At 70.3% G+C, this 21,514-nt stretch carries 19 protein-coding genes; 9 read left to right on the top strand and 10 right to left on the bottom strand.

Annotation, left to right across the window (positions count from 1 at the left end):
• Positions 1 to 104 precede the first annotated feature (104 nt).
• Together AOZ06_RS30135 and AOZ06_RS30130 are read right to left on the bottom strand one after the other, a co-directional pair.
• Positions 105 to 914 (bottom strand): ABC transporter permease, encoded by an 810-nt coding sequence (locus AOZ06_RS30135; protein WP_225952944.1) that lies wholly within the window; start codon positions 912 to 914, stop codon positions 105 to 107.
• Positions 914 to 1,834: an ABC transporter ATP-binding protein gene (locus AOZ06_RS30130; protein ID WP_054292493.1), complete on the bottom strand. Its 921-nt coding sequence runs from the start codon at positions 1,832 to 1,834 to the stop codon at positions 914 to 916. Before AOZ06_RS30130 ends, AOZ06_RS30135 begins: the two co-directional genes overlap by 1 nt.
• A 184-nt stretch (positions 1,835 to 2,018) precedes the next feature.
• On the opposite strand from AOZ06_RS30130, the gene AOZ06_RS30125 reads away from it, so the two are divergent.
• On the top strand, positions 2,019 to 2,234 hold the full coding sequence (locus tag AOZ06_RS30125; RefSeq protein ID WP_054292492.1) for a hypothetical protein: 216 nt from the start codon (positions 2,019 to 2,021) through the stop codon (positions 2,232 to 2,234).
• A gap of 7 nt (positions 2,235 to 2,241) precedes the next feature.
• Here AOZ06_RS30125 and AOZ06_RS30120 read toward each other — a convergent pair whose 3' ends face one another.
• The 3 genes from AOZ06_RS30120 to AOZ06_RS30110 all read right to left on the bottom strand — a co-directional run bounded on the left by AOZ06_RS30120 (position 2,242) and on the right by AOZ06_RS30110 (position 4,601).
• Positions 2,242 to 3,471, bottom strand: a complete 1,230-nt coding sequence (locus AOZ06_RS30120) for a sensor histidine kinase (RefSeq protein ID WP_054292491.1) — start codon at positions 3,469 to 3,471, stop codon at positions 2,242 to 2,244.
• Positions 3,472 to 3,474: 3 nt separating this feature from the next.
• Positions 3,475 to 4,122, bottom strand: coding sequence for a response regulator (locus AOZ06_RS30115; RefSeq protein WP_054292490.1), 648 nt, complete (start codon positions 4,120 to 4,122; stop codon positions 3,475 to 3,477).
• 68 nt (positions 4,123 to 4,190) lie between these two features.
• Positions 4,191 to 4,601 carry a winged helix-turn-helix transcriptional regulator gene (locus AOZ06_RS30110; RefSeq protein ID WP_083472029.1) on the bottom strand — a complete coding sequence of 137 codons (411 nt, stop codon included), beginning with the start codon at positions 4,599 to 4,601 and terminating at the stop codon, positions 4,191 to 4,193.
• Between the two features lie 80 nt (positions 4,602 to 4,681).
• On the opposite strand from AOZ06_RS30110, the gene AOZ06_RS30105 reads away from it, so the two are divergent.
• Positions 4,682 to 6,091, top strand: coding sequence for a DHA2 family efflux MFS transporter permease subunit (locus AOZ06_RS30105; RefSeq protein WP_083472755.1), 1,410 nt, complete (start codon positions 4,682 to 4,684; stop codon positions 6,089 to 6,091).
• A gap of 33 nt (positions 6,092 to 6,124) precedes the next feature.
• Positions 6,125 to 6,772 (top strand): hypothetical protein, encoded by a 648-nt coding sequence (locus AOZ06_RS30100; protein WP_054292489.1) that lies wholly within the window; start codon positions 6,125 to 6,127, stop codon positions 6,770 to 6,772.
• A 10-nt stretch (positions 6,773 to 6,782) separates the two neighbouring features.
• Here the strand turns inward: AOZ06_RS30100 and AOZ06_RS30095 are convergent, their stop codons facing one another.
• Positions 6,783 to 8,387: an amidohydrolase gene (locus tag AOZ06_RS30095; protein WP_054292488.1), complete on the bottom strand. Its 1,605-nt coding sequence runs from the start codon at positions 8,385 to 8,387 to the stop codon at positions 6,783 to 6,785.
• Entirely contained in the window at positions 8,377 to 9,165 is a 789-nt protein-coding gene (locus AOZ06_RS30090) for a molybdenum cofactor biosynthesis F family protein (RefSeq protein WP_054292487.1), read from the bottom strand. The genes AOZ06_RS30095 and AOZ06_RS30090 overlap by 11 nt, the downstream gene beginning before the upstream one ends.
• Before the next feature lie 111 nt (positions 9,166 to 9,276).
• On the opposite strand from AOZ06_RS30090, the gene AOZ06_RS30085 reads away from it, so the two are divergent.
• Both AOZ06_RS30085 and AOZ06_RS30080 read left to right on the top strand, forming a co-directional pair.
• Positions 9,277 to 9,993, top strand: a complete 717-nt coding sequence (locus tag AOZ06_RS30085) for an SDR family NAD(P)-dependent oxidoreductase (RefSeq protein WP_054292486.1) — start codon at positions 9,277 to 9,279, stop codon at positions 9,991 to 9,993.
• 12 nt (positions 9,994 to 10,005) lie between these two features.
• The gene (locus AOZ06_RS30080; protein ID WP_054292485.1) at positions 10,006 to 10,806 is read left to right on the top strand and encodes an SDR family NAD(P)-dependent oxidoreductase; all 801 of its coding nucleotides are present in this window, start codon (positions 10,006 to 10,008) and stop codon (positions 10,804 to 10,806) included.
• 12 nt (positions 10,807 to 10,818) lie between these two features.
• Here the strand turns inward: AOZ06_RS30080 and AOZ06_RS54735 are convergent, their stop codons facing one another.
• Together AOZ06_RS54735 and AOZ06_RS54730 are read right to left on the bottom strand one after the other, a co-directional pair.
• The gene (locus AOZ06_RS54735) at positions 10,819 to 13,161 is read right to left on the bottom strand and encodes a WD40 repeat domain-containing protein (protein ID WP_054292484.1); all 2,343 of its coding nucleotides are present in this window, start codon (positions 13,159 to 13,161) and stop codon (positions 10,819 to 10,821) included.
• Positions 13,116 to 14,483 (bottom strand): nSTAND1 domain-containing NTPase, encoded by a 1,368-nt coding sequence (locus tag AOZ06_RS54730; RefSeq protein ID WP_157233342.1) that lies wholly within the window; start codon positions 14,481 to 14,483, stop codon positions 13,116 to 13,118. The genes AOZ06_RS54735 and AOZ06_RS54730 overlap by 46 nt, the downstream gene beginning before the upstream one ends.
• A gap of 301 nt (positions 14,484 to 14,784) precedes the next feature.
• Between AOZ06_RS54730 and AOZ06_RS58535 the strand changes: the two genes are divergently transcribed.
• The 3 genes from AOZ06_RS58535 (at position 14,785) to AOZ06_RS30055 (ending at position 15,890) form a co-directional block, all read left to right on the top strand.
• Positions 14,785 to 15,063: a helix-turn-helix transcriptional regulator gene (locus AOZ06_RS58535; protein ID WP_179950753.1), complete on the top strand. Its 279-nt coding sequence runs from the start codon at positions 14,785 to 14,787 to the stop codon at positions 15,061 to 15,063.
• Between the two features lie 326 nt (positions 15,064 to 15,389).
• Positions 15,390 to 15,623 carry a hypothetical protein gene (locus tag AOZ06_RS30060; RefSeq protein WP_054292481.1) on the top strand — a complete coding sequence of 78 codons (234 nt, stop codon included), beginning with the start codon at positions 15,390 to 15,392 and terminating at the stop codon, positions 15,621 to 15,623.
• Positions 15,624 to 15,635: 12 nt separating this feature from the next.
• The gene (locus tag AOZ06_RS30055; RefSeq protein WP_054292480.1) at positions 15,636 to 15,890 is read left to right on the top strand and encodes a hypothetical protein; all 255 of its coding nucleotides are present in this window, start codon (positions 15,636 to 15,638) and stop codon (positions 15,888 to 15,890) included.
• Here AOZ06_RS30055 and AOZ06_RS30050 read toward each other — a convergent pair whose 3' ends face one another.
• Positions 15,891 to 19,856, bottom strand: coding sequence for an NACHT and WD repeat domain-containing protein (locus tag AOZ06_RS30050; protein ID WP_054292479.1), 3,966 nt, complete (start codon positions 19,854 to 19,856; stop codon positions 15,891 to 15,893). It lies immediately after the preceding gene.
• A 379-nt stretch (positions 19,857 to 20,235) separates the two neighbouring features.
• Between AOZ06_RS30050 and AOZ06_RS30045 the strand changes: the two genes are divergently transcribed.
• A complete protein-coding gene (locus AOZ06_RS30045; protein WP_054292478.1) occupies positions 20,236 to 21,384 on the top strand; it encodes a cytochrome P450 in 1,149 nt (382 codons plus the stop codon).
• Positions 21,385 to 21,514: the final 130 nt, after the last annotated feature.

The raw sequence follows: 21,514 nt of genomic DNA, 5'->3' as shown, positions 1-21,514 counted from the left end.
AAGGCCTGGTTCCGGTGCACGCCCAGGGCCAGTACTCCGTGTCTCGCTGATCGGCGGCAACCTCACCGGCGCCATCGCGCCGCCGGTGGCCGGTCGGCTGTGTGTCAGCCCGAATCTCGTTTGCCCTTCAGGGAAAATGCCACAACCATGGCGACCGCGACCCACGTCACCAACGTGCCGGCGCCGGTGACCGGCCCCAGATACGTCGCCGAGTCCGGTTCGAGCCGCGCTGTGCTGAGCTGTTCGGCCGCGGCTGCCGGGAAGTACGCGAGAACGTGGCGCTGCGCCCACACCGGCAGGAACGCGCCCAGGATCGCCGGTACGAAGATGAGCCCGATCGTGGTCGCGATGGCGCCGGCCGCACTGCGCATCATCACCGCGAACGACAGCGCCAGCAGGCTGAACGCCGCCATCTCCACGCCCCAGCCCAGCAGGCTGCGCAGCACCTCCGGGCGGCCGATGGCGAGCGTCGGCACCGCCGGGCCGATGCCCAGGATCGCCTGGCCGATCAGGAACGCCAGTGCCGCGAAGACCGTGCCCAGCACGAAACCGAGCAGCCCGGCCACGATCGCCTTCGCCGCGAGGACTCGGCCGCGGCTCGGTGTGACCGACAGGGTCAGCCGGATCATGCCGGTCGAGTACTCCGCCGAGGTCGCCAGCGCCCCCAGCACCGCGATGGTGATCAGGCCGAGGTTCATCCCGACCATGCTGGTCCCCGCCGGGTCGAAGCTGCTGCGCTGCTCGGCAGGCAGGCTCGGGTAGGCCTGTTCGGTCACGAAGCTGAACAGCACCGAGAAACCGACGCTGACCACGAACGCGGCGATCACGATCACCCACGTGGAGCGGACCGAGCGGAGTTTCGTCCACTCCGCGGCCAAGGTGTTGCCCAGGCCAGGCGTGATTGCTGTCGTCATCATCGTTCCTTGCCGGGTGCGGTCGGGCGGTACTGGACGCTTTCGCGCGTCAGATCCATGAACGCGGTTTCCAGGCTGGCGCGCACCGGCGTCAGTTCGTGCACACCGAGGCGGTGCTCCAACGCCAGATCGCCGATCTTCGCCGCGTCCAGCCCGGTCACGTCGAACGAACCGGCCGGGCCACGCGTGACCGCGGCGCCCACGTCCGTCAGCACCCGGGCCAGCTCGTCCGCGTGCGGCGACACCACGTGCACGTGGCTGTGCGCGTCGCTGCGGGTGAACTCCTCGATGGGCATGTCCGCGATCAGCGTGCCCCGGCCGATGACGACCACGTGCCCGGCCGTCTCCTCCATCTCGTTCATCAGGTGGCTGGAGACGAACACCGTGCGGCCCTCGGTGGCCAGATCCCGCATCAGCGTGCGGATCCACAGGATGCCTTCCGGGTCCAGCCCGTTCACCGGCTCGTCGAACAGCAGCACCGGCGGGTCGCCGAGCAACGCGGTCGCGATGCCGAGCCGCTGGTACATGCCCAGCGAGAACGAACCGACCTTCTTGCCCGCGACCTTCGCCAGCCCGGCCAGGTCGAGCACTTCGCCGACTCTGCGGCGCGGAATACCGCCGGCCTGCGCGACCCACTGCAGATGCCGGTACGCCGTGCGTGCGCCGTGCACGGCCTTGGCGTCCAGCAGCGCGCCCACCTCGCGCACCGGCGCGGGCAGGTCCCGATAGGACTTGCCGCCGACGGTCACCGCTCCGCTGGTCGGCGTGTCGAGGCCGAGGATCATCCGCATCGTGGTGGATTTCCCCGCGCCGTTGGGCCCGAGGAAGCCGGTGACGACCCCGGGCTTGATGTCGAACGACAAGTCGTCGACGGCAGTCGTGGCGCCGTATCGCTTGGTGAGGTTCCGTGCGGTGATCAAGCTTGCCCCCCATTCCGGTTCGGCTCCATCCAAATGGGCACGCCGCGGTGCCGCTACCGGAGAAGGGGGCCACCGCTGACCACCTTCGGCGGTCCGGATGACAACTTTCGATGACTGCGCCGGGCGGGGGTGACCGTGTTGACTCGACAGGCGACAGCACCCGATTCGTCCAAAGGAGACTGACATGGCCCGCGACAGGAAAGGCCGTCCCGCCGCCTCGATGGCCGTCGGACTCGGCCTGCTGGTGGCCGGGATCTCGGGAATCGTCCTGAGCGCGGGTGACTCCGTCGGCGTGATCGGCGGGGTGGTGACCGTCCTCGCCGGTCTGACGTTCCTCGGCCGCGGTGTCTCGATGCGCAAGAAGACGCGCCCGGGCCGCCGCGGCTTCTTCATGTCCTGACGCGGGTTCAGCCCGGCTTGCGGCGGTTGTCGTTCGTCGGTACGTACGTCGGCAGCCGCGCCGCCACCTCGAACCCGCCGTCCCCGGTCGGTCCGGCGGTCAGCGTCCCGCCGATCACGTCGACGCGGTGGCCGATGCCGGACAGACCGAACCCCGAACCGCTGCCCGCCAGCACCTCGTCCGGCGGGCGGGCGGCGGCGGAGTTGCGCACCCGCACCGAAACCCTGTCCGGCCGGTAGTCCAGCCGGACCCGCACCTCGGCGCCCGGCGCGTGCTTGCGCGTGTTCGTCAACGCCTCCTGCACGATCCGGTGCGCTGTGCGGGCAATGGCAGGCGACATCACGGACCGCTCACCCGTCACCTCCAGCTCGACCGGCAGGCCCGCGGCCGTCGATTCACGCGCCGGATCCGCCGGATCCGGGGCCTGATCGGCCTTGACGGCAGCCAACGGCCGCTCGTCGGCGTCGACCGGATCACTGTTGAGCACGCCGACCAGGTCACGCAGTTCGTCGAGCGCGCCGCTGCCCGCCGAGCGGATGTCCTTGGCGGCCTTGCGCACTGCCGGGTCGGTCGATGTCACGCCCAGCGCGTCCGCCTGCAGCACCATCAGGCTCAGCCCGTGGGTGAGCACGTCGTGCATCTCGGCGGCGAGCCTGCGGCGTTCCTCCGACCGCGCCTGCTCGGCCAGCAGGTGCTTCTCACGTTCAGCCCGCTCGGCACGGTCACGAAGCGACTGCAGCAATTCCTTGCGCGCGTTGAGGTACAGCACCACCACAGCGGGGCCGATCGTGCTCAGCAACCCGACCGGCGTGACCGTCCAGCTCGGCGTCCACGGCCTGCTGCCGATCAGCGCGAGCAACCCGATCAGCGGGAACGCGACCCGCTGCGGTTCACGCTGGACCAGGAAGATCACCACGATCGGGGCGATCCGCGGCAGCGTCAACGGGCTGGCCGGTTCGACCGGGGCGAACAGCCCGGGGGCGAACGCGTCCGAGTACAACGTCAGCAACCCGGCCAGAATGGTCAGCCCGGCGACCGTGCGCGTGAACCGGCCGGCCAGCACGAGCGACGCGTCGACCACCAGCAGCAGCACCAGGTCGGCGCGCGGGCCCGCCCAGCCGGTCGTCGGCCCGCTGTTGAGGCAGATCGCGAGATCGATCATGGCGAACGCGAAAGCGACGCTGACCTGCGTGATCAGCTGCCTGCGGGTGGGTCGGGCGGTGGTGAGGTCAGGCAAGGCTCAGCCCATCAGTCCCGCTTCGTGCGCCAGCAGACCCGCCTGGGTGCGGTTGTCGCAGCGGAGCTTGGCGAGCATCCGCGACACGTAGCTCTTCACGGTCGCCTCGGACAGGTGGAGTTTCGCGGCGACGGCGGCGTTCGACATGCCTTCGCCAAGGCACCGCAGCAGGTCGACCTCGCGTCCGGTGAGTTCACCGACACGCGCCCTGGCCGCCTCCCCGCGCTGGTGCTCGCCCGCCGAAGCGGTCATGACACGACGCGTGGCTTGCTTGGACATCACTGTGTGGCCGTCCGCGGCGACACGGACCAGGCTGATGAGGTCCTCCGGCGGCGTCGTCTTCAGCAGGAAACCGGACGCACCCGCCCGCAGCGCCTTCATCACGTGGCTGTCGGTGTCGAACGTGGTCAGCGCGACCAACGCGGGCGGCACCGGCATCTTCGCGATCCGCTCGATCGCGGTCAAACCGTCCACTTCGGGCATCCGCAGGTCCATCAGCATCACGTCGGGCCGGAAACGCGTCGCCGCCTCGATCGCCTCGGCACCGTCCTGCGCGGTCCCGACGACCTCGATGTCGTCGGCGGAGGTCAGAACCGTGCGCAGGTGCGCCAGCACCATCGGTTCGTCGTCGACGAGAACCAGGCGGATCACGAGGTGGGCTCACTGTGTGCACGCACGACCGGAGTATCGCATCGCGGCCGTGTGCCGGATGCGCAGCGTCACTGGCGTTCGGCCGCGTCGTAGTGCTTCTGGGCGGCGGCGATGTTGCCGCGGTGCCGTTCCGCCCAGTCGGTGAGGCTGCGCAGGGTCTCGTGCAGTTCTTGCGCCATGGCGGTGAGCGTGTACTCGACTTTCGGTGGCACGGTGGGGTACACGGTGCGGCACAGCAGGCCGTCGCGTTCCAGTTTGCGCAGGGTGAGCGTGAGCATCCGCCTGCTGATGCCGTTGATGGCGCGTTCGAGTTCGGTGAACCGGACCGGCCCGTGCGCCGCGGCGACGAGGACGCCGATGCTCCACTTCCCCGCGACGTGGTCGATGACTTCGGTCAGCGGGCATGCCTCCTCGATCACATCGCGGATTCCCCCTGTGCCGTCTGCCTCGACGGGTACATCGATGTGACTGTGGGACATGGATGTGCCTCCTTCCGCGCGCGCCGATGGTCACACACGATGTGCCCTGTTACAAATCGTGCACCGAGAAGGGCATCCCGATGGACCGCACCCGCCTGTTCGCGCTGATCATCCTGTGCGCGGCCGCACTCATGGCGATCGTCGACGAGACGATCGTCGCCGTGTCGCTGCCCGCGATCCAACGGGATCTCGGCTTCAGCCAGTCCGGCCTGGCCTGGGTCACCACCGCCTACCTCATCGCGTTCGGCGGCTTGCTGCTGTTGTTCGGCCGGCTCGGCGACATCCTCGGCCGCAGGCGCGTGTTCCTCGCCGGGCTGGCGGTGTTCACCGTCGCCTCGGCGCTCTGCGGGCTCGCGTGGGACGCGACCGCGCTGCTGGCCGCTCGTTTCGTCCAGGGCGTCGGTGCCGCCGCGCTCACCGCGGTGGTGCTGGGCATGATCGTCACGCTGTTCCCGGAACCCGGCGAGCGGGCCAAGGCGATCGGCGCGTTCAGCTTCGTGCAGGCCTCCGGTGGCACGATCGGCAGCCTGGCTGGTGGCCTGATCACGCAGACAGCCAGCTGGCACTGGATTTTCGCGGTCAACGTCCCCATCGGCGTCGTCGCGCTCGTCCTCGCGGTGCGGCTGCTGCCGCACCAGCCCGGTATCCGCACGGCACGAACGGACGTGCCCGGTGCGGTGCTCGCGACGGCCGCGCTGATGACGTTGGTGTACACGATCACCACCGTCGAGCATCAGGGGTGGGCGTCGGTCCGCACCGCGGGCTTCGGTGCGGCGGCGCTGGCGTTGCTTGCCGGGTTCGTCGTCCGGCAGGCCACAGCGGTGACCCCGCTGCTTCCGTTGCGGATGTTCAGGTTGCGGGGGTTGTCCGGCGCGAACGTCGTCCTGTTCCTGCTCGTCGGAGCGATGTTCGGGTTCATGTTCACGACAGTGCTGTACCTGCGGCAGGTCGCCGGACTGAGCCCGCAGGCCACGGGTGTCGCGATGATCCCGCCCGCTGCGGTGATCGCGGTCGTGTCCCTCGGGTTCTCGGCGAAGCTGAACACGCGCTTCGGCGAACGCAGGGTGCTGCCAGCCGGGCTCGTGCTGATCATCGCCGGGCTCGGCCTGCTCGGCCGCGTCCCGCTCGACGCCGTGTACGCCGCCGACGTGCTTCCCGCGCTGATCGTGCTGGGCGCCGGGTTCGGCATGGCGATGCCCGCGCTGATGGCGCTCGGCATGGCCGGCACCACGCCGGAGGACGCCGGACTCGCGTCCGGCCTGTTCAACACGACACAGCAGGTCGGGGGAGCGCTCGGGCTCGCCGCGCTCGCCGTCCTGTCCGCGACCCGGACGGAGACGCAGCGTGCCGGCGGCGCCGAACCGGTCGCGGCGCTGCTGAGCGGCTACCACGCGGCCTACCTCGCCGGGGCGGGCATCGTGGCGCTGGCGTTGGTCGCCGGTGCGATGGTTCTCCGCCGCTCGCACGCCCCTGAGTTGACCGAAGCGTGAGGTCGGACGCGCCCTGTCGGCTATCGTCAGGCTGTGGTCAAGGAGGGGGCGCTGCCACGCCGGTTCGGTCCGGACGCCGTGGTCGCCGAGGTGGTGCGGGTGTCACGGCAGCGACGTACCCGGCTGACCCCGGCGCAACGGGCCGTCGGGCTGCCGCTGATGGTGCTGGCCGTCGTCGTCCTGCTGGCCGTTCCGGTCTTCACCGGCCTCTACGCGGCGTTCGGCACGTCCATTCCGTTCCTGGTCAACGCGCACGGGCCGGAGAACGGACCGGCGCCCGTGCTCGACCGGGCGGAAGCCGCCGTCCTCTGTGTCCTGTTCACCGCGATGCTCGCCGCGGTGGTCCTGTACTCGCTGCGCAAACGGCTGGCCAAGCCGGTCCTGGCGGTCGACGCCGACGGAGTGTGGCTGGGGCGGGGGCGGCAGGTCGACGGTGGGCTGCGCTGGGAGCAGATCAAGGCCGTCCACGTCGTACCGGGCAGCGATCCGGCGGTCGAAGTGTTTCCCGTGCGGCCGGTGGACACGCAGCCGCCGCTGAGCTTGCGGGTGGTCAACGGCGAGCCGCCCGTACCTGGCGTCCGTGGCAAGCGGTACGTCTTCGGGCTCGCCGCGGACGCCCCGGACCTGGCACGAGCAGTCGGCAGGTGGGCACCGGACCGACGGCTCGACACCCTCCTCTGAGGACAGCTCGTCAGCGCTGGAACACGCGCTCACCGGCGAACCACGTCTCGACGACCTTCGTCCCCGCGACGTCGTCCGTCCGGAACGGATCGCGGTCGAGTACGACGAAATCGGCGGACCGTCCCGGTGTCAGCGCTCCGGTGACGTCGTCGAGGCCGCACGCTTTGGCGCCGTTCAAGGTGAACACCTCGATCGCCTCGGCGAGTGTGATCGCCTGCTCGGGCCACAGCGCGCCCGGCCTTCTGCCGTACGGATCCTGCCGCGTGACCAGGCCCGCGATGCCTTCCCACGCGTTCGGCGACTCGCTGACCGGCCAGTCCGAGCCGCCCGCGACCAACGCGCCGCTGTCGAGCAGTGCCCTGTTGGGCTGCATCCGCCCGGCTCGCTCGGCCGGCAGCACCGTGGCGATCGCCTCCTGGATGACGCCCGGCACCCACAGGAACGGCGAGATGTCCGCGGCGACACCGAGCGCCGCGAACCGCGGCAGGTCGTCCGGGTGCACGAACTGGCCGTGCGCCACCTGATACCCCGTCGTGTGGCCCTCCGCGCGGATCGCTTCGACGGCGTCGAGCAGTTGCCGCACCGAGGCGTCACCGGTGCAGTGCACCTTGGCTGACAGTCCCGCTTCGGCCGCGGTACGCAGCCATCCGGTCAGTTCGTCGGCGGACATCGTCGTGCCGCCGTGGAAGCAGTCGCCGTGGGCCTCGTCGGGCAGGTACGGCTCGAGGAAGGCGGCCGTGCGGGTCGGTGGCACGCCGTCCAGGAAGATCTTCACGAAGTCCGGCCGGTGGTGTTCGGTGCGGTACCGGCCGGCCACGTCCAGCAACGGCGCACCGACCGGGTCGAAACCGAAGATCGGGTCGTTGACGAGCAGCGACGAAACCACCCACGCGGCGAGTTCCCCCGCCTCGTCCAGCGACTTCAACGCGCCCATGATGTCAGTGGACACCCCCGCGTCCTGGAACGCGGTGACACCGTGGGCGTGCAGGATCTCGATCGCTCGTTGCGACGCGCGGCGGTGCTGCGCCGCGGTGAGCCCACCGGCCAGCCGCTCGACCAGGACCCCGGCGGCTTCCAGCAACAGCCCACTGGGTTCGCCGTCGGTGTCCCGGTCGACGACGCCACCCGGTGGATCGGGTGTCGCCGCGGTGATGCCGGCCAGTTCCAGCGCCCGGCTGCTGACCCACCGGTTGTGCCTGCTGTCGTCGGCGAGGATCACCGGACGGCCACCCGCCGCGTCGTCGAGCGCCCGCCGGGCCGCCGGGTCCGACAGCGTACCCACCAGAGTGGACGCCCACGCGCCACCGGTGAGCCACTCGTCCGGACCGAGGCCGCGGGCACGCACGCGGACGGCGTCGAGGATGTCCTCGAACCCCGCGTCCACACCGAAGGTCAGCTCGAACAGTTCCGAACGCCCGGCCAACGCGTGGTGGTTGTGCACGTCGACCAGCCCGGGCATGACGAACGCGCCGCCGAGGTCGACCACCTCGGTACCCGGTCCGCGTTCGGTGTCGCCGGTGATCTTCCCGCCGGTGACGGCGAGGCTCGACGTCCACGGCCGGGTCGCGTCCAGTGTGTACCCGACGGCGTTGGTGAGGATCAGGTCAGCGGCCATGGTTGGCCGGGTCGAGCTCGTCGGGGTGCGCGGTGGTGCTCAGCAGCCGGCCGGTGGCGCCGAACGTGAAATGCGTCGAGCTCTCACCGGTGGCGTCCAGTCCGAACAGGACTCCGTGCGAGCGCAGCGCGCGGGCTTCGCGGTGGTCGGCGATGGTCACCGACGCGCACGGGATGACCTTCTCCCGCCAGGTGAAGACGTAGATCCCCGGCCGCACCCGGTACACGGAGTTCTCGTCGGTGTCGGCGAGGCCGCGTTCCGGACCGGCGAGGCACTGCCAGGTGTACCAGTGCGGGCTCAGGTAGACGTGTTCGTAGGCGTGCTCCTCGCTGTACACCCACATGGCCCGGCGTCCGATGAGGGCAGTGCTCGGTGCCATGGCCCGACCGTGTGCCGTGATGCCGCCGATCGTGGCCGGCCGGAACTCCTGCGTGACACGGGGCGTGCCGCTGTCGCCGATCCGGGTGGTGATCACCAGCGCCCGGCCGTCGCGCAGGTCGAGAACCAGCGAGACGGCGGTGCGCGGGTTCGCCGCCGGGTGGAACTGGACGTAGTAGAGGTCGTCGTCGACGAGGAACGTCTCGGCGGCGTCGACCGCGTCGTCCCAGTGGAGGTGCGCGTCGGTGAACCTGACCGTGCGGTCCGGCCCGCCGTCGTCGTCACGCAGGACGAACTCCTGGCCGTTGAGGTCGTCGACCACGGGGGCCTTGTTCGCGTCGAACCCCGGTGCGAGTCCGTCGAGCGGCAGCCAGGACGAGGTGTCGGAGAGGGTAGTCACGCCCTCAGTCTCAGCCGCCGCGCCCCGGCGCGGAACCAGTCGTGCAGTCGTGGACAACAAGCGTGCACTCGTGGCCAAACACGCCACCGGCCACCGGGGTCGAATGGCCGCATGCGAATGGATCTCGCGGGCCGGGTGGTCCTGGTCACGGGTGCGGCGTCGGGTATCGGCCTGGCCTGCGCGCAGGCGTTCCTCGCCGAGGGCGCACAGGTGGGCATGGTCGACCGGAACGCGCCTCCGGAGCTCGACGGCGACGTCGTCGCGGTCCGTGCGGACGTCGCCGATGAGCGGAGCGTGGCCGACGCCGTCGCCGCTGTGGCACAGCGGTTCGGCCGCCTCGACGTCGTGGTCGGCTGTGCCGGGATCTCCGGGCCGGTCGGCAGGCCGCTCGCCGAGACCTCCGCCGCCGAGGTGGCCGCGGTCCTCGCGGTGAACGTGACCGGTCAGATCCTGCTGGTCAAGCACGCCCAGCCGTGGCTGGCCGAGGACGCCGCGGTGGTGCTGCTGGGCAGCGACTCGGCGTTCACGGCCGCGCCGGGCATGGTGCCGTACTGCGCGTCCAAAGGCGCTGTCGTGGCGTTGACCCGGGCACTGGCGGTGGAACTGCCCGGCGTGCGGGTCAACTGCGTGTGTCCGTCGGTTGTCGACACTCCGATGGCGCGGGGCGACCTCGGCGACGTACTGGACGACCCGGACTTTCCGGTGCAGGCGCCCGGCGACGTCGCCCGGCAGGTCCTGTTCCTCGCGTCCCCGGCGTCCCGGCCGGTCAACGGCCAGGCCGTGCTCGCCGACTTCGGCCTGTCGGCCCGGTCGGCGTTCCCCGCGTAGAAAGGTTCGACAGTGGACTCGACAGGCAAGGTCATCGCGATCACCGGTGGAGGTTCCGGGATCGGAGCCGCGGTCGCCCGCCGCTACGCCGCCGAAGGCGCGCGGGTGGTCGTGCTCGGCAGGAGACCCGAACCTCTTGAGGAGGTGGCCGCGGGCACCGGCGCACACGTGATCACCTGTGACGCGAGCGTGCGTGAGCAGGTGGAGAACGCGATCGCCGAGATCATCGACCGGTTCGGCCGCCTGGACGTCGCGGTCGCGAACGCGGGCGGGGCTGTGCTGGCGTCGGTCACCGACACCGACGACGAAGCGTGGGATTTCGCGATGCGGTCGAACTTGTCGAGCGCGTTCGTCTTCTGCCGGGCAGCGTTGCCGTCACTGATCGAGACACGCGGCCAGGTCGTCGTGGTGTCCTCATTGGCCGGTCTGTTCGCCGGACCGAACTCCGCCAGTTACGTCACCGCCAAGCACGCCCTGGTCGGTCTGACACGTTCGATCGCACGAGACTTCGGCCCCAAGGGCGTACGCGCGAACGCGGTGTGCCCGGGCTGGGTCCGTACCCCGTTGGCCGACAGGGGAATGGACGCCTTGGCGGAGGCGTCGGGCATCGCCGGGGGCCGTGCCGAGGCCTACCGCACGGCCACAGCGGAAGTCCCGCTGCGCCGTGCGGCCGAACCAGCGGAAATCGCTTCGATAGTCCGATTCCTGGGCTCGGCGGAGTCGTCGTACATCACGGGCGCGGTCATCGTCGCCGACGGCGGCGCGCACGCGGTGGACCTGCCGACGCTGGCCTTCGAACGCGCGGGCCTGTGACCCGCCGGGGATTCACGAGTCCTGCGGCCCGGTCAGGTAGGTCTTGCGCTCGTCGGGCGTGAAGTCCCTGGTGATCCGGTTGTCGGCCGATCGCAACGCCTCGCCGAGCGGGACGCACGGCTCGCACTGGGAGACGCGGGCCGTGCCGTCGCCGTGCCCGGTGATCAGCTTGCGGCCGTCCGGGCTGAACGCGAGGTTGCTGATCGAGCCACCGAATCCCTTGATCACCACGAAGTCGCTCGTGCCGTCGGTCCTCCAGACGCGCACGGTGCGGTCGCTGCCGTTGGTGGCGAGGTACTCGCCGTCCGGGCTGAACTCCGCCGACCCGACCGGACCTTGGTGACCTTTGAGGACGATGGGGTCCTTGTCCGACAGCGACTTCCAGATCCGCACGGTGCCGTCGGCGCTCGCGGTGGCCAGTCGCCGCCCGTCGGGGCTGAACGACGCCGACCGGGCGCCGCCCTGGTGGTCCCGCAGGACAACCGGTTCGCCCGCGCCGCCGGCCTGCCATACCCGGACGCTGCTGTCGACGCCGGCGCTGCTCAGCAGTGTGCCGTCAGGACTGTAGGAGACGTGGTACACCGAACGTTCGTGGCCGCGCAGGATCCTCGGCGGGTCGCCGGGGTTCGTCGTCCAGACGCGTACCGTCCCGTCGTCGCCCGCGCTGGCCAGGTGCCGTCCGTCGGGGGAGAACGCCACATCCCAGACGTCGCCCTCGTGTCCACGCAGGACGATGGGGGCGCTGTCGCCCGCCGCGTTCCAGACGCGCACGGTCCCGTCTTGGCCCGAGCTGGCGACGCGCCGCCCGTCCGGGCTGAACGTCACGTCCCACACCTCGGCCTCGTGTCCACGCAGGACTGTCGGATCGCTGTCGCCTGTGGACCGCCAGATCCGGGCGGTCGTGTCCTTGCCGCCGGTGGCGATCCGCGTGCCGTCCCTGCTGAACTCCACCGGCGCGACCCGGCCTTGGTGGCCGCGGAACACGATCGGGTCGCCTGGGCCGGTGACGTCCCAGAAGCGGATGGTGCCGTCCGAGCCCGCGCTGGCCAACCGGTTGGGCGCGTCCGGGTCGAAGGCCACATCCCAGACGACGCCCCGGTGGCCGCGCAGCGTCAGCGGATCGACGGAACTGTCCGCGTTCCACACCCGGATCACCCCGTCCTGGCCTCCGCTGGCGACCTTCCGGCCGTCCGCGCTGAACGCCAGTGTCTCCGCGGTGCCCTCGTGGCCGCGCATCACGACGGGATCGCCTTGCCCCAGCGCCTTCCAGACCTTGACCGTGCCGTCGTCGCTCGCTGTGGCAAGCCGCCCACCCTGGCTGAACGCCAGGCGTTTCACGGTGTTGTCGTGCGCGGTCATCACGGTGTCCTGACGCGCGGGTGCCAAGCTCCAGACGCGTACAGTCCCGTCCTCGCCGCCGCTGGCCAGTCGCCCGTCGGCGCTGAAGGCGAGGCTCCAGACCGCGTCCTCGTGGCCGCGCAGCACCGTGGTCTCGGTACCGGCCAGCGTGTCCCAAACCCTCGCGGTGCCGTCATCACCAGCGCTCGCGAGGCGTTTCCCCGCGCTGTCGAAGGTGACGCCGCGAACAGCTCCCTGATGTCCGCGCAGCAGCAGTTCTTTGCCGTTGGCGAGGTCACGGATCCGGATGACGCCGTCGTCGCCGGCGCTCGCCAGCCTGTTCCCGTCCGCGGTGAAGGCCAGTTTCGCGGCTTCGCGCTGGTGGCCGGGGATCACCACGGGGCCGCCCGGTGCCACGCCCGCTCCGGCGCGTTCCCAGATCCGCAGTGTGCCGTCGGTCCCGGCGCTGGCCAGCTGGCGGCGGCCGGGGTTGAAGGCGACGCTGTACACCTCGCGCTGACCGGTGGGCACGGTCGCTACGACCCGGGAGTCGATGGTGGCCTGGCGGAGCATGGCCTCGGCCTCGCCGGTGGGCCTGATCCGGTACGCCTGCCTGGCCAGCAGCAGCGCGAGCTCGGGGTCGAGCCCGAGCTGAGCCCGCGCGTTGGCGACCAGCTGCCGGGAGAACGCCAGATCCCTGTCGCGGGTCGCGCGGTTGGCGGACACCAGGGCCAGCACCGACAGCAGGCTCACCACCACGACGACGACCCCGGCCCCGATCAGCGTCCGGCGGGTGCGGCGGCGAGCCGCGGCGAGTTCGTCCACCTGCCGTTGCCTGCTCGCGTCAAGGAAAGCGCGTTCGGATTCGTTGAGCCGCCCGAGATCGCGGTCCTCCCATGCGGTGAGCCGCGCTCGCCGGTACAGGAACTCCTCGTCACGCCCGCCACGCTCCCATTCGGACGCGGCTTCGGTCAGGCGTCGCTGCGCGAGCAGCAGTTCCCGGCCTCGTCGATCCACCCGCGCAGCGTGGGCCAGTTCCTGATCAGCGCCTCGTGCGCGATCTCGACTGTGTTCTCGCCCAACGTCAGCAGCCGCGCCCGCACCAGTTCGCCCAGTACCGCGGTCGTGTCGGGGTCGGCGTCGAACTCGTCGACGCGGACCCGTCTTCTGCTGTCGTCGGTGTCGTCGCCGAGGGCGACCAGCCGCAACAGGATCCGCCGGGCAGCGTGCTGCTGGTCGTCGTTGAAAGCCTTGTAGGCGTTGTCGGCCGTTTGGGCGACGGCGCCGCGTACACCACCGGTGGCCAGGTAGCCCGACAGTGTCAGCGCGTTGCCCCGGCGCCTGCGCCAGGTTTCCAGTAACGCGTGTGACACCAGGGGCAGGCAGCCCGGTTGGCCGGCCACATCGGCGAGAATGGCCGTGGTCAACGCCCGTTCGACAACGAGCCCGCTGTCGGCGGCGGGCTGGTTGATCGCTTTGGTCAACTCGTCGGAGGTCATCGGCCCGACGAGCAACTCGGCGTCCTGGAACGCGCCGACGAGGCCGGGATGCTCGGCGCACCGGGCGTAGAAGTCCGCCCGCACACCGAGCACGACTCTCGTCCGGCTGCCGCCCTGCCGCGTCGCGGTCAGCAGCGCGCCGATGAACTGGTCGCGTTCCCGATCGTCGTCGCAGACGGTGAAGACCTCTTCGAACTGGTCCACCACGAAGACGACCTCGGTCCGCGGCGGCAGGTCGTCTTCGTGGTGGACCAGTGCCTGGCGGACCGCGAGGCCCAGGTTCGCCGGGTCGGCGGCCAGGTCGGCCATGAGGGTGCCGGCGTTGACGCCGAGCAGCGGAGCCAGGCGGATCGCGCACTCGTGCAACGGCCTGGCGCCGGGCGTGAGCAACACCGGCCGGGACGTGCCGTCCGCTCGGAGCTCCGGGATCAGGCCGGCGCGCAGCAGGGAGGACTTGCCGCTGCCGGAGGTCCCGACCACCGCGAGGAAGTGCTGGGACCGCAGTCGTGTCACGGCTTCGTCGACGAACCGCTCCCGGCCGAAGAACCGGTCCGCGGTCTCCGGCTGGAACGCCGCCAGCCCCACGTACGGTGCCCGCTCCTCGGGCTCGCCGGGCGAGACCGGCCGAGGCGGCAGCGATTCGGCCGCGACCGTGCGCCACCGGCTCTCCCACTCGGCCCGGTCACCTCCGCACGCCGCGACATACGCCAGCGTCACGTCCAGCGAGGGAAGCCGGTCGCCCTTGGCCGCGTCGGCCAGCGTCGTCGCGGAGTAGTGCGCTTGCTGGGCCAGTTTCCGGTGTTCGGGCCGACCAGCACCCATCTCGCCTCGCCTCCCCATTGACCGGAGATTGTTTGCCCGCTGCTCGCCGGGGAGCCGGACAACCCGAAACTGGCTAGAAACTAGCAGGCTGGCGCAGGACGAACACCGTTGAAGGACGAGGAGTGCGACGCTGACGGACACCCGATATCCGACCTGCCGGACCTGTCCGGCCTCGGCCGGTGCAGGCTGACAGAGGTGGGCGACAGCCGGCCGGGGACTGGCACACCAGCCCGGATGCAGGGGGAGAAGCGCTCCGAAGCTGACGCCACGGGCGCAGAACGCGCTGCTGCTGTGGTTGCGCAGCGAGTCCAAGGAGATGGTGGCCGACCGCATGGGTGTCTCGGTCAGCACGGTCAACACCTACCTCGACCGTGTCCGCATCGAATATGCCCACCTCGGCCGGCCCGCCGCGACCAAGGCGGCGCTGCTCGTCCGCGCCATCCGGGACGGGTTGATCAGTCTCGACGAATGCAGGTCGTTCGGGGGACAAACCCGGCGCGTGTTTGCTCGTATGGTCATGGCGTGCTTCCTCATGGACTCAGGGGAGGGGACATGGAAGGAAGAATGGGGGCCACCGCCGTGTCACTCGGATTGGTGAACTCCTGATGTCCGCGTCGCCCGGCAGGGCCGACCGGCTGCCGTCCCTCCGGCCTGCCACGTGGGCGCGCACGCCGATGACGATGACAGTACGACCCCAGCCGGGGACGACGCCGCGCGTCCTGCCGAAGCGGCGCGGAGATCCTGTTCGCGGCGGTTCGAGCGCGAGTCGAGGCGTTCGGACCGCCGCGATACTGGCCACCAGTACGCCTGACCGGCCCCGTGCGGGAAGACCTAGGTCGACAGGGGAGCACCGCGCCCCCAGTCCACTGAAGACTGTATGCACAAGGTTCGCGAGCCGGTACCCGGGTATGCCTGATCCAGGAGGTGAGGATCTTGGCCGAATCGCAGATCGACGACGTGCTGGGGAACGAGTTCCGCCGGGCGGTGAGGACGACCTGGCGCACCCGCAAGACCGATGTGGACAGTCGCGGCATCTGTGCCATGAGGACGGTGGTCGATCGCGTGCTGGCCGAACGGCGTGACGACCTCGAGCCCGCCCAGGGGCGGGCCGGCAGACGCCTGGTCCCCATCGGGCACGATCCTTTGATGTCACCGTGAGCAGGCCGTGCGATGGGGTGGGCACAGGAGACCAAAGGTGAGCCACGCGGCACCGCGATCGAATTCCTGCCGCGAGCACTGGCGGGCGCGTACGTGGTCCTCGGGGTGCATGGCGTGTTGTTGCTGGCAGGGTGGGACGTCGTCGTGTGGGGGCCGACGTTGACGCCCGCTCAGTGCTTCGCCGCCGCTGGCCTGTTCCTGATCAGGCAGTTGTGGCGTGCCGCCGACGACGACCGTGAGCCGGAGAAACGACAGGAGCCCGGGTGATCACCGGCAGGGCGGCTGATAGGTCAGATCGGGGAGCACCTGGTCCCATACCTCGGGCGTGAGGACCAGCCGGGTGGAACAGACCCGCTGGACGGCGCGCTCGCCGTCCAGGTCCCACAGCCGGGTGGTGTTGTCCGAGCTGCTGGTGGCCAATGTCCGGCCGTCCGGGCTGAACACCACCGAGTTGATCACACCGGCGTGCCCGGTGAGCGTCTGCCCGAGAGAACGGGGGTGCGCGGGATCGGTCACGTCCCACAGCTGGATCGTCCGGTCGTAGCTGGACGTGACCAACGTACGCCGATCGGGGCTGAACGCCACCGAGTACACCGTGTCCGTGTGCCCGGTCAGCGCGGGCCCCAACGCGGTGGGGCGCGCCGGGTCGCTCACGTCCCACAAGCGGGCGGTCCCGTCGCTGCTTCCGCTGGCGAGGGTACGGGCGTCCGGGCTGAACGCCACCGACCACAGCGCACCGGAATGCCCGGTCAGCCGTCGCTCCAGGATCCTGGGGCGCGCGGGATCGCGTACGTCCCACAGGACCACTGTCTTGTCGTACCCGGCGGTGGCCATCAGGTGCCCGTGCGGACTGAAGGCAACGGAGTTCACGCCGCCACTGTGCTCGGTCAACGCCGCGCCCGACGACTTCGGGTGGGAAACGTCGCGCACGTCCCACAAGCGAATGGTTCCGTCGGCGCTCACTGTTGCCAGGACACGGTTGTCCGGGCTGAATGCAGCTGTGGCGACGGCGTGGGCGTGCCCGGTGAGGGGCTCACCGACGAGCTTCGGGTTCGCCGGGTCGGTGACGTTCCACAGCCGCACCGTTCGGTCTTCACTTCCCGTTGCCAGGATCCGGCTGTCCGGGCTGAAGGCCACTGTGGTCACAGCGTGGGCGTGCCCGGTGAGCGGCCCGCCGATCGGAGCGGCCCATGCCGTGTCGCGGACGTCCCACAACCGAGCCGTCCGGTCCGTGCTGCCGGTCGCCAGGACACGGCCGTCCGGGCTGAACGACGCCGACTGGACGGCGTTGCTGTGGCCGGACAGAACCGTGGACGGCAGTGACCACACGCGAACGGTCTGGTCGTCGCTGACCGTGGCCATCGACCGTCCGTCCGGGCTGGATGCCAGTGAGTAGACGATGGTGCGGTGCCCGGTCGGGTACCGTCCGACGAGCGCGATGCGGTTGCGGTCCTCGATGTTCCACACGCGAATGATCTTGTCGCCGCCGCCTGAGGCGAGCGTGCGACCGTCCCGGCCGAAGACGATGGCGCGCACTTCGTCCTCCTGCTCGACGAGCGGCGCGCCGAAAGGAACGACGTGAGCGGTGTCTCGCGTATCCCACAAGCGCACGCTTTTGTCTGCGCTACCGGATGCCAGGATGTGACCGTCCGGGCTGAACGCCACCGTGTAGACGGTGCCGCTATGTCCGACAAGCGGTTGGCCCAGGGGAGCGGGGGAACGCGGGTTGCTCACGTCCCACAACCGCACAGCCCATTCCGCGCCGCCGGTGGCGAGCACGCGCCCATCGGGCCTGAAGGCCAGTCCGCCCACGATGTCGGTATGGCCCGCGATCGTGCTCAGGGTTTCGGGGCGCGCCGGATCGCGTACGTCCCACAAGCGCACGGTCCCGTCCTGATTGCCTGCGGCCAGTATCCGGCTGTCGGGGCTGAAGGTGACGGAGTAGACGCCTCCGCTGTGCCCCGGCAACTCGGCCAGGAGCTCCGGGTGCGCGGGATCGCGTACGTCCCAGAGACGCACGGTCTGGTCTGCGCTGCTTGATGCCAGCACGTGCCCGTCGGGACTGAACGCGACGGAGTAGACGCGTCCGTTGTGCTTGTCGAGCATGGCGAGAGGAGCGGTGTTCGGAGCGTCCCGCACGCTCCACAGGCGCACGGTCCGGTCCCCGCTGCCGGTCGCCAGTACCCGGCCGTCCGGGCTGAACGCTGTCGAGTACACCGGCCCTTGATGACCGGTGACCGGCACCGACAACGGCAGGTGCTGAGTGGCGATGACTCTCGCGTACGCGTCCTTGTCGTCGGGGCGCAGACGGTGCGCGACGAGGCTCAGGTGGGCTGCCAGCGCCGGATCCGCTGCCTGCAACCGGTTCGCCTCACCGACGATCTGACGGAACTGCGCGTCGTCCCGTTGCCGGACAGCCACGGCCGCGGCCACCGCGGCCGTCAGCGCGAACACCACCAGCAGGATCACGCCCCCGCGCCAGAACCACGCGATCCGCCGCGCGTGGCGTGTGGACGTGTCCAGGAAGTGGCGGGCGGCGGCGTTCACGCTCGCACCGCCGGCCGTTCTGATCCAGTCCTGGACGTTGTCCAGGCGCGTTCCCCGGTAGAGCAGCGATCGGTCCCGCCCGTGGGTGTCCCACATCGACGCGTCGTCCTGCAGCCGTTGCCGCACCAGCGCGCTGCTCCGGTCCTGGTCGATCCACCCGCGCAACCGCGGCCACGCCCGCAGCACGGCTTCGTGGGTGATGTCCACGGTGTCGGCGTCCACCGTGATCAGCCGGGCCGCGGCGAGGACCTCGACCACCGAGTCCGCGGCCGCCCGGTCACCGGCCTGGCCGACCAAGTCCTCGCGTGCCATCTGGCAGCGGGTGTCCGAGCCGTTCTCGGACACCCGCACCAAGCGCAGCAACAGGTGACGTGCGATGTCCCGCTCGTGGTCGCCGAGGCTGGACCACGCTCGTTCCGCGGTGGCCGCGACCGAGCCGCTGATTCCCCCGCTCGCGCGGTACCCGGCGACCGTGAGCTTTCCCGCCTGGCGGCGTTGCCACGTGGCCAGCAGTGTGTGGGACAGCAGCGGCAGCACGCCCGCGTCGTGCGTCTCGTCTGGCTTGTCCGAACCGGTGCGGGCGCCGAGGTCTTGCAGGAGCACGTCGACCAGGCCGGGAGCCAGCCGGAGGCCCGCGGCCTTCGCCGGGCCCTGGATGACGGCGGTCAGCTCCGCGGCGGTCATCGGGCCGAGCACCATCTGGCGTTCCTGCAACGCCTCGGCCAGTTCCGGGTAGTCGAGGCACAGCTCGTAGCAGTCGGCCCGCAACCCGAGAATCACCGCCACCGGGGATCCGCCACGGCCACCAGTCGACGCGCAGGCCGCGTGCAGTGCCCGGACGAAAACGCTCCGGCGGGATTCGTCCGACGACAGTCTGAATGTTTCCTCGAACTGGTCGACGACCAGAACGAACGGCACACCGGGCCCGGATCTGCGCTGCACGTGGTCGTCCATCGCGGCGCGCACCATGGCCGTGAATCGGGCGGGCCCGGCGGGGTGGTCGCCGCGCAGCGCCGATTCGACGGGTTCGGCCAGCTCCGCCACTTCCGCGACCAACGACTTCAGCGGGTCCTGGCCGGGAGTGAGCACAACGGAAACACATTCCTCGAAGCCGCGGCTCGCCTTCAACGCCCGCCCGAGTCCGGCCCGCAGAAGCGACGACTTGCCCGCGCCGGAAGCGCCGACGAGCATGGCGATCCCGCCGCCGAGAAACGATTCGCCGACCAGTTTCCCCAACGCCCGGACAGCGCGGTCCCTGCCGAAGAAGAAATCCACGTCCTGCGGCCGGAAAGCGGCGAGTCCCCGATAAGGGCACACGCCCGGTTCCTGGTCTTCCCCGGCCACCGCCTGCCGTGGGTTGCCGCCGACCGGACTGTCCAGTGCCTCCTGCCAGAGCAGCCGCCACGCGTCCACGTCGTAGAGGCCGTCCACCACCGGACGGGCCCGCGTCTTGCGTGCTTCGCCGATCAGGATCTCCAGCACGACGGCCAGCGCGTCGAAGCTGGACGGCACGTTGCGCCCCCTGCGCCAGTCGCTCAGCCGCTGACCCGACACGCGGACGACCCGGCCGCGCCGATCCTCCCGCCGGGCCCTGGCGACTGATTTGACGACGGCCTTGAGCGGCGGGCCGCCGGCTTCGGCGAACAGCAGGGCCAGTCGTTCCGCGAATGTCCCGCGCTTGTCCAATTCTCCCCCCTGTCAAACCCCCGCGTGTGCGCCGGTCTGCCGGTCCGGGAAACCGGGTGGCGGCCCTGACCAGGCCCGTCATTGATCATTTACGGTCTCGGCCGGCGCTCGGGTCCCGGCGGCGGCGGGGACCCGTACACATATCGGTGGTGCCGGGTGCTCGTTTCCCATCTTCGCCGCAACCTGGGGGTGCGGCGACGTTCTCAGAGGATGCCGTGCCTGGCGAGGCGAGTTCACCACGATGAATCGACGGGGAGGTAGAACCATGAACTACAGGCACTGAGACGGTTCGCGTCACCTCAACTGAAACCGGGGTGCCACACCCGGAATCCGGGTGTGGCACCTCACCTTCCACCTGATCGATGCGGGGTGATCCGGCGTGTACGAACCGTTGGCAGAGGAAACCATCGGGAATCCGTTTCCCGTCTATTCCGAGTTACGCGCGAAACAGCCGCTGTTCTGGCACGAGCGAATGCGTTCGTGGGTGGTCAGCCGTTACAAGGACTGCATGTCGGTTCTGCTCCAGCCGGAGATCTTCGCGGGGGACTGGCGGCGGGTGGGCGAGGACATCCCGGCGTCGAGCCTGAGCATCCAGTCGTTGGACCCGCCGGACCAACGCGGGATCCGCCAGCTGGTGATGAACGGCTTCCACGAGCAGGACCTCGACGCCCTCGGCGAGCGAGCGTTCCAGCTGTCACGCGACACGCTCCAGCGGTACCGGGGAGCCAGGGCGTTCGACCTCATCGAGGAAATCGCCGTGCCGATGGCGCTGGACTCGATCTCCAGGCTGCTGGGCGTGCCCACGCCCGACCGCCCGTCCTTCGCCGCGATCTCCGACGCGATCGTGGACAGCATGGACGAGGGGCTGCGCCCGGAGGTGCGCGACGCGGGCGTCGCGGCACGGGCCCAGCTGAGCGAACTGGTGCTGGAGTGGTTCGCGGCCAAGCCGCGGCACGGCCTGATCGGCTACCTGGTGCGTCACCGCGACCCGGCCACCGTCTCGGAGGAACTGGTCGTCAACACGACTCGCGTCATGTTCCAAGCCGGGTACAGCTCGCTGTCCGTTGCGGCCGGGAACGCCGCGCTGGCGCTGCTGGAGAATCCCGAGAGCCTGCGCGCTCTCGTGGACGGCACTGTGCGAGTCGACACCGCCGTCGACGAGTTGATGCGGTACGACGGCCCGGTCCAGGGCACCAGCAGGGTGTGCGTGCGGGACACCGAACTCGGCGGCCAGGTCATCCGCCGCGGCGACGTGGTGGTGGTGCTCTTCGCGTCGGCCAACCACGACCCCGAGCAGTTCGCGGCACCGGAAAGCCTTGTACTGGACCGCAATCCGAATCCGCACCTCGGCTTCGGGTGGGGGACCCACGTCTGCACCGGCAGGATGCACGCGAAGGTCGCGCTCGGCGGGTTCGTGCGGAGTCTCACGACTCTGCCGTCAGTGCCCGAACTGGTGGGGAAACCGGTCAGGCATCGGCGAGCGACCGTTCGGTGCCTGCGATCCCTGCTCGTCGCGCTGGCTGGTTGAGTCCGATGACGTCCGCCGCACGACACCATGCGGTGCTGGGTGCTCAGCAGGTACGAGGACTGCCGGTCTGTGCTGAAGAACCACGAGGCGTTCTCGAACGATCCACGCAAGGCCGTGAGTTCGTCCCCGA

The sequence above is a fragment of the Kibdelosporangium phytohabitans genome (assembly GCF_001302585.1).
Lineage (GTDB): Bacteria > Actinomycetota > Actinomycetes > Mycobacteriales > Pseudonocardiaceae > Kibdelosporangium > Kibdelosporangium phytohabitans.
Note: the sequence above shows the minus strand (reverse complement) of the source record. Positions and strands in the feature narration are given on the sequence as shown.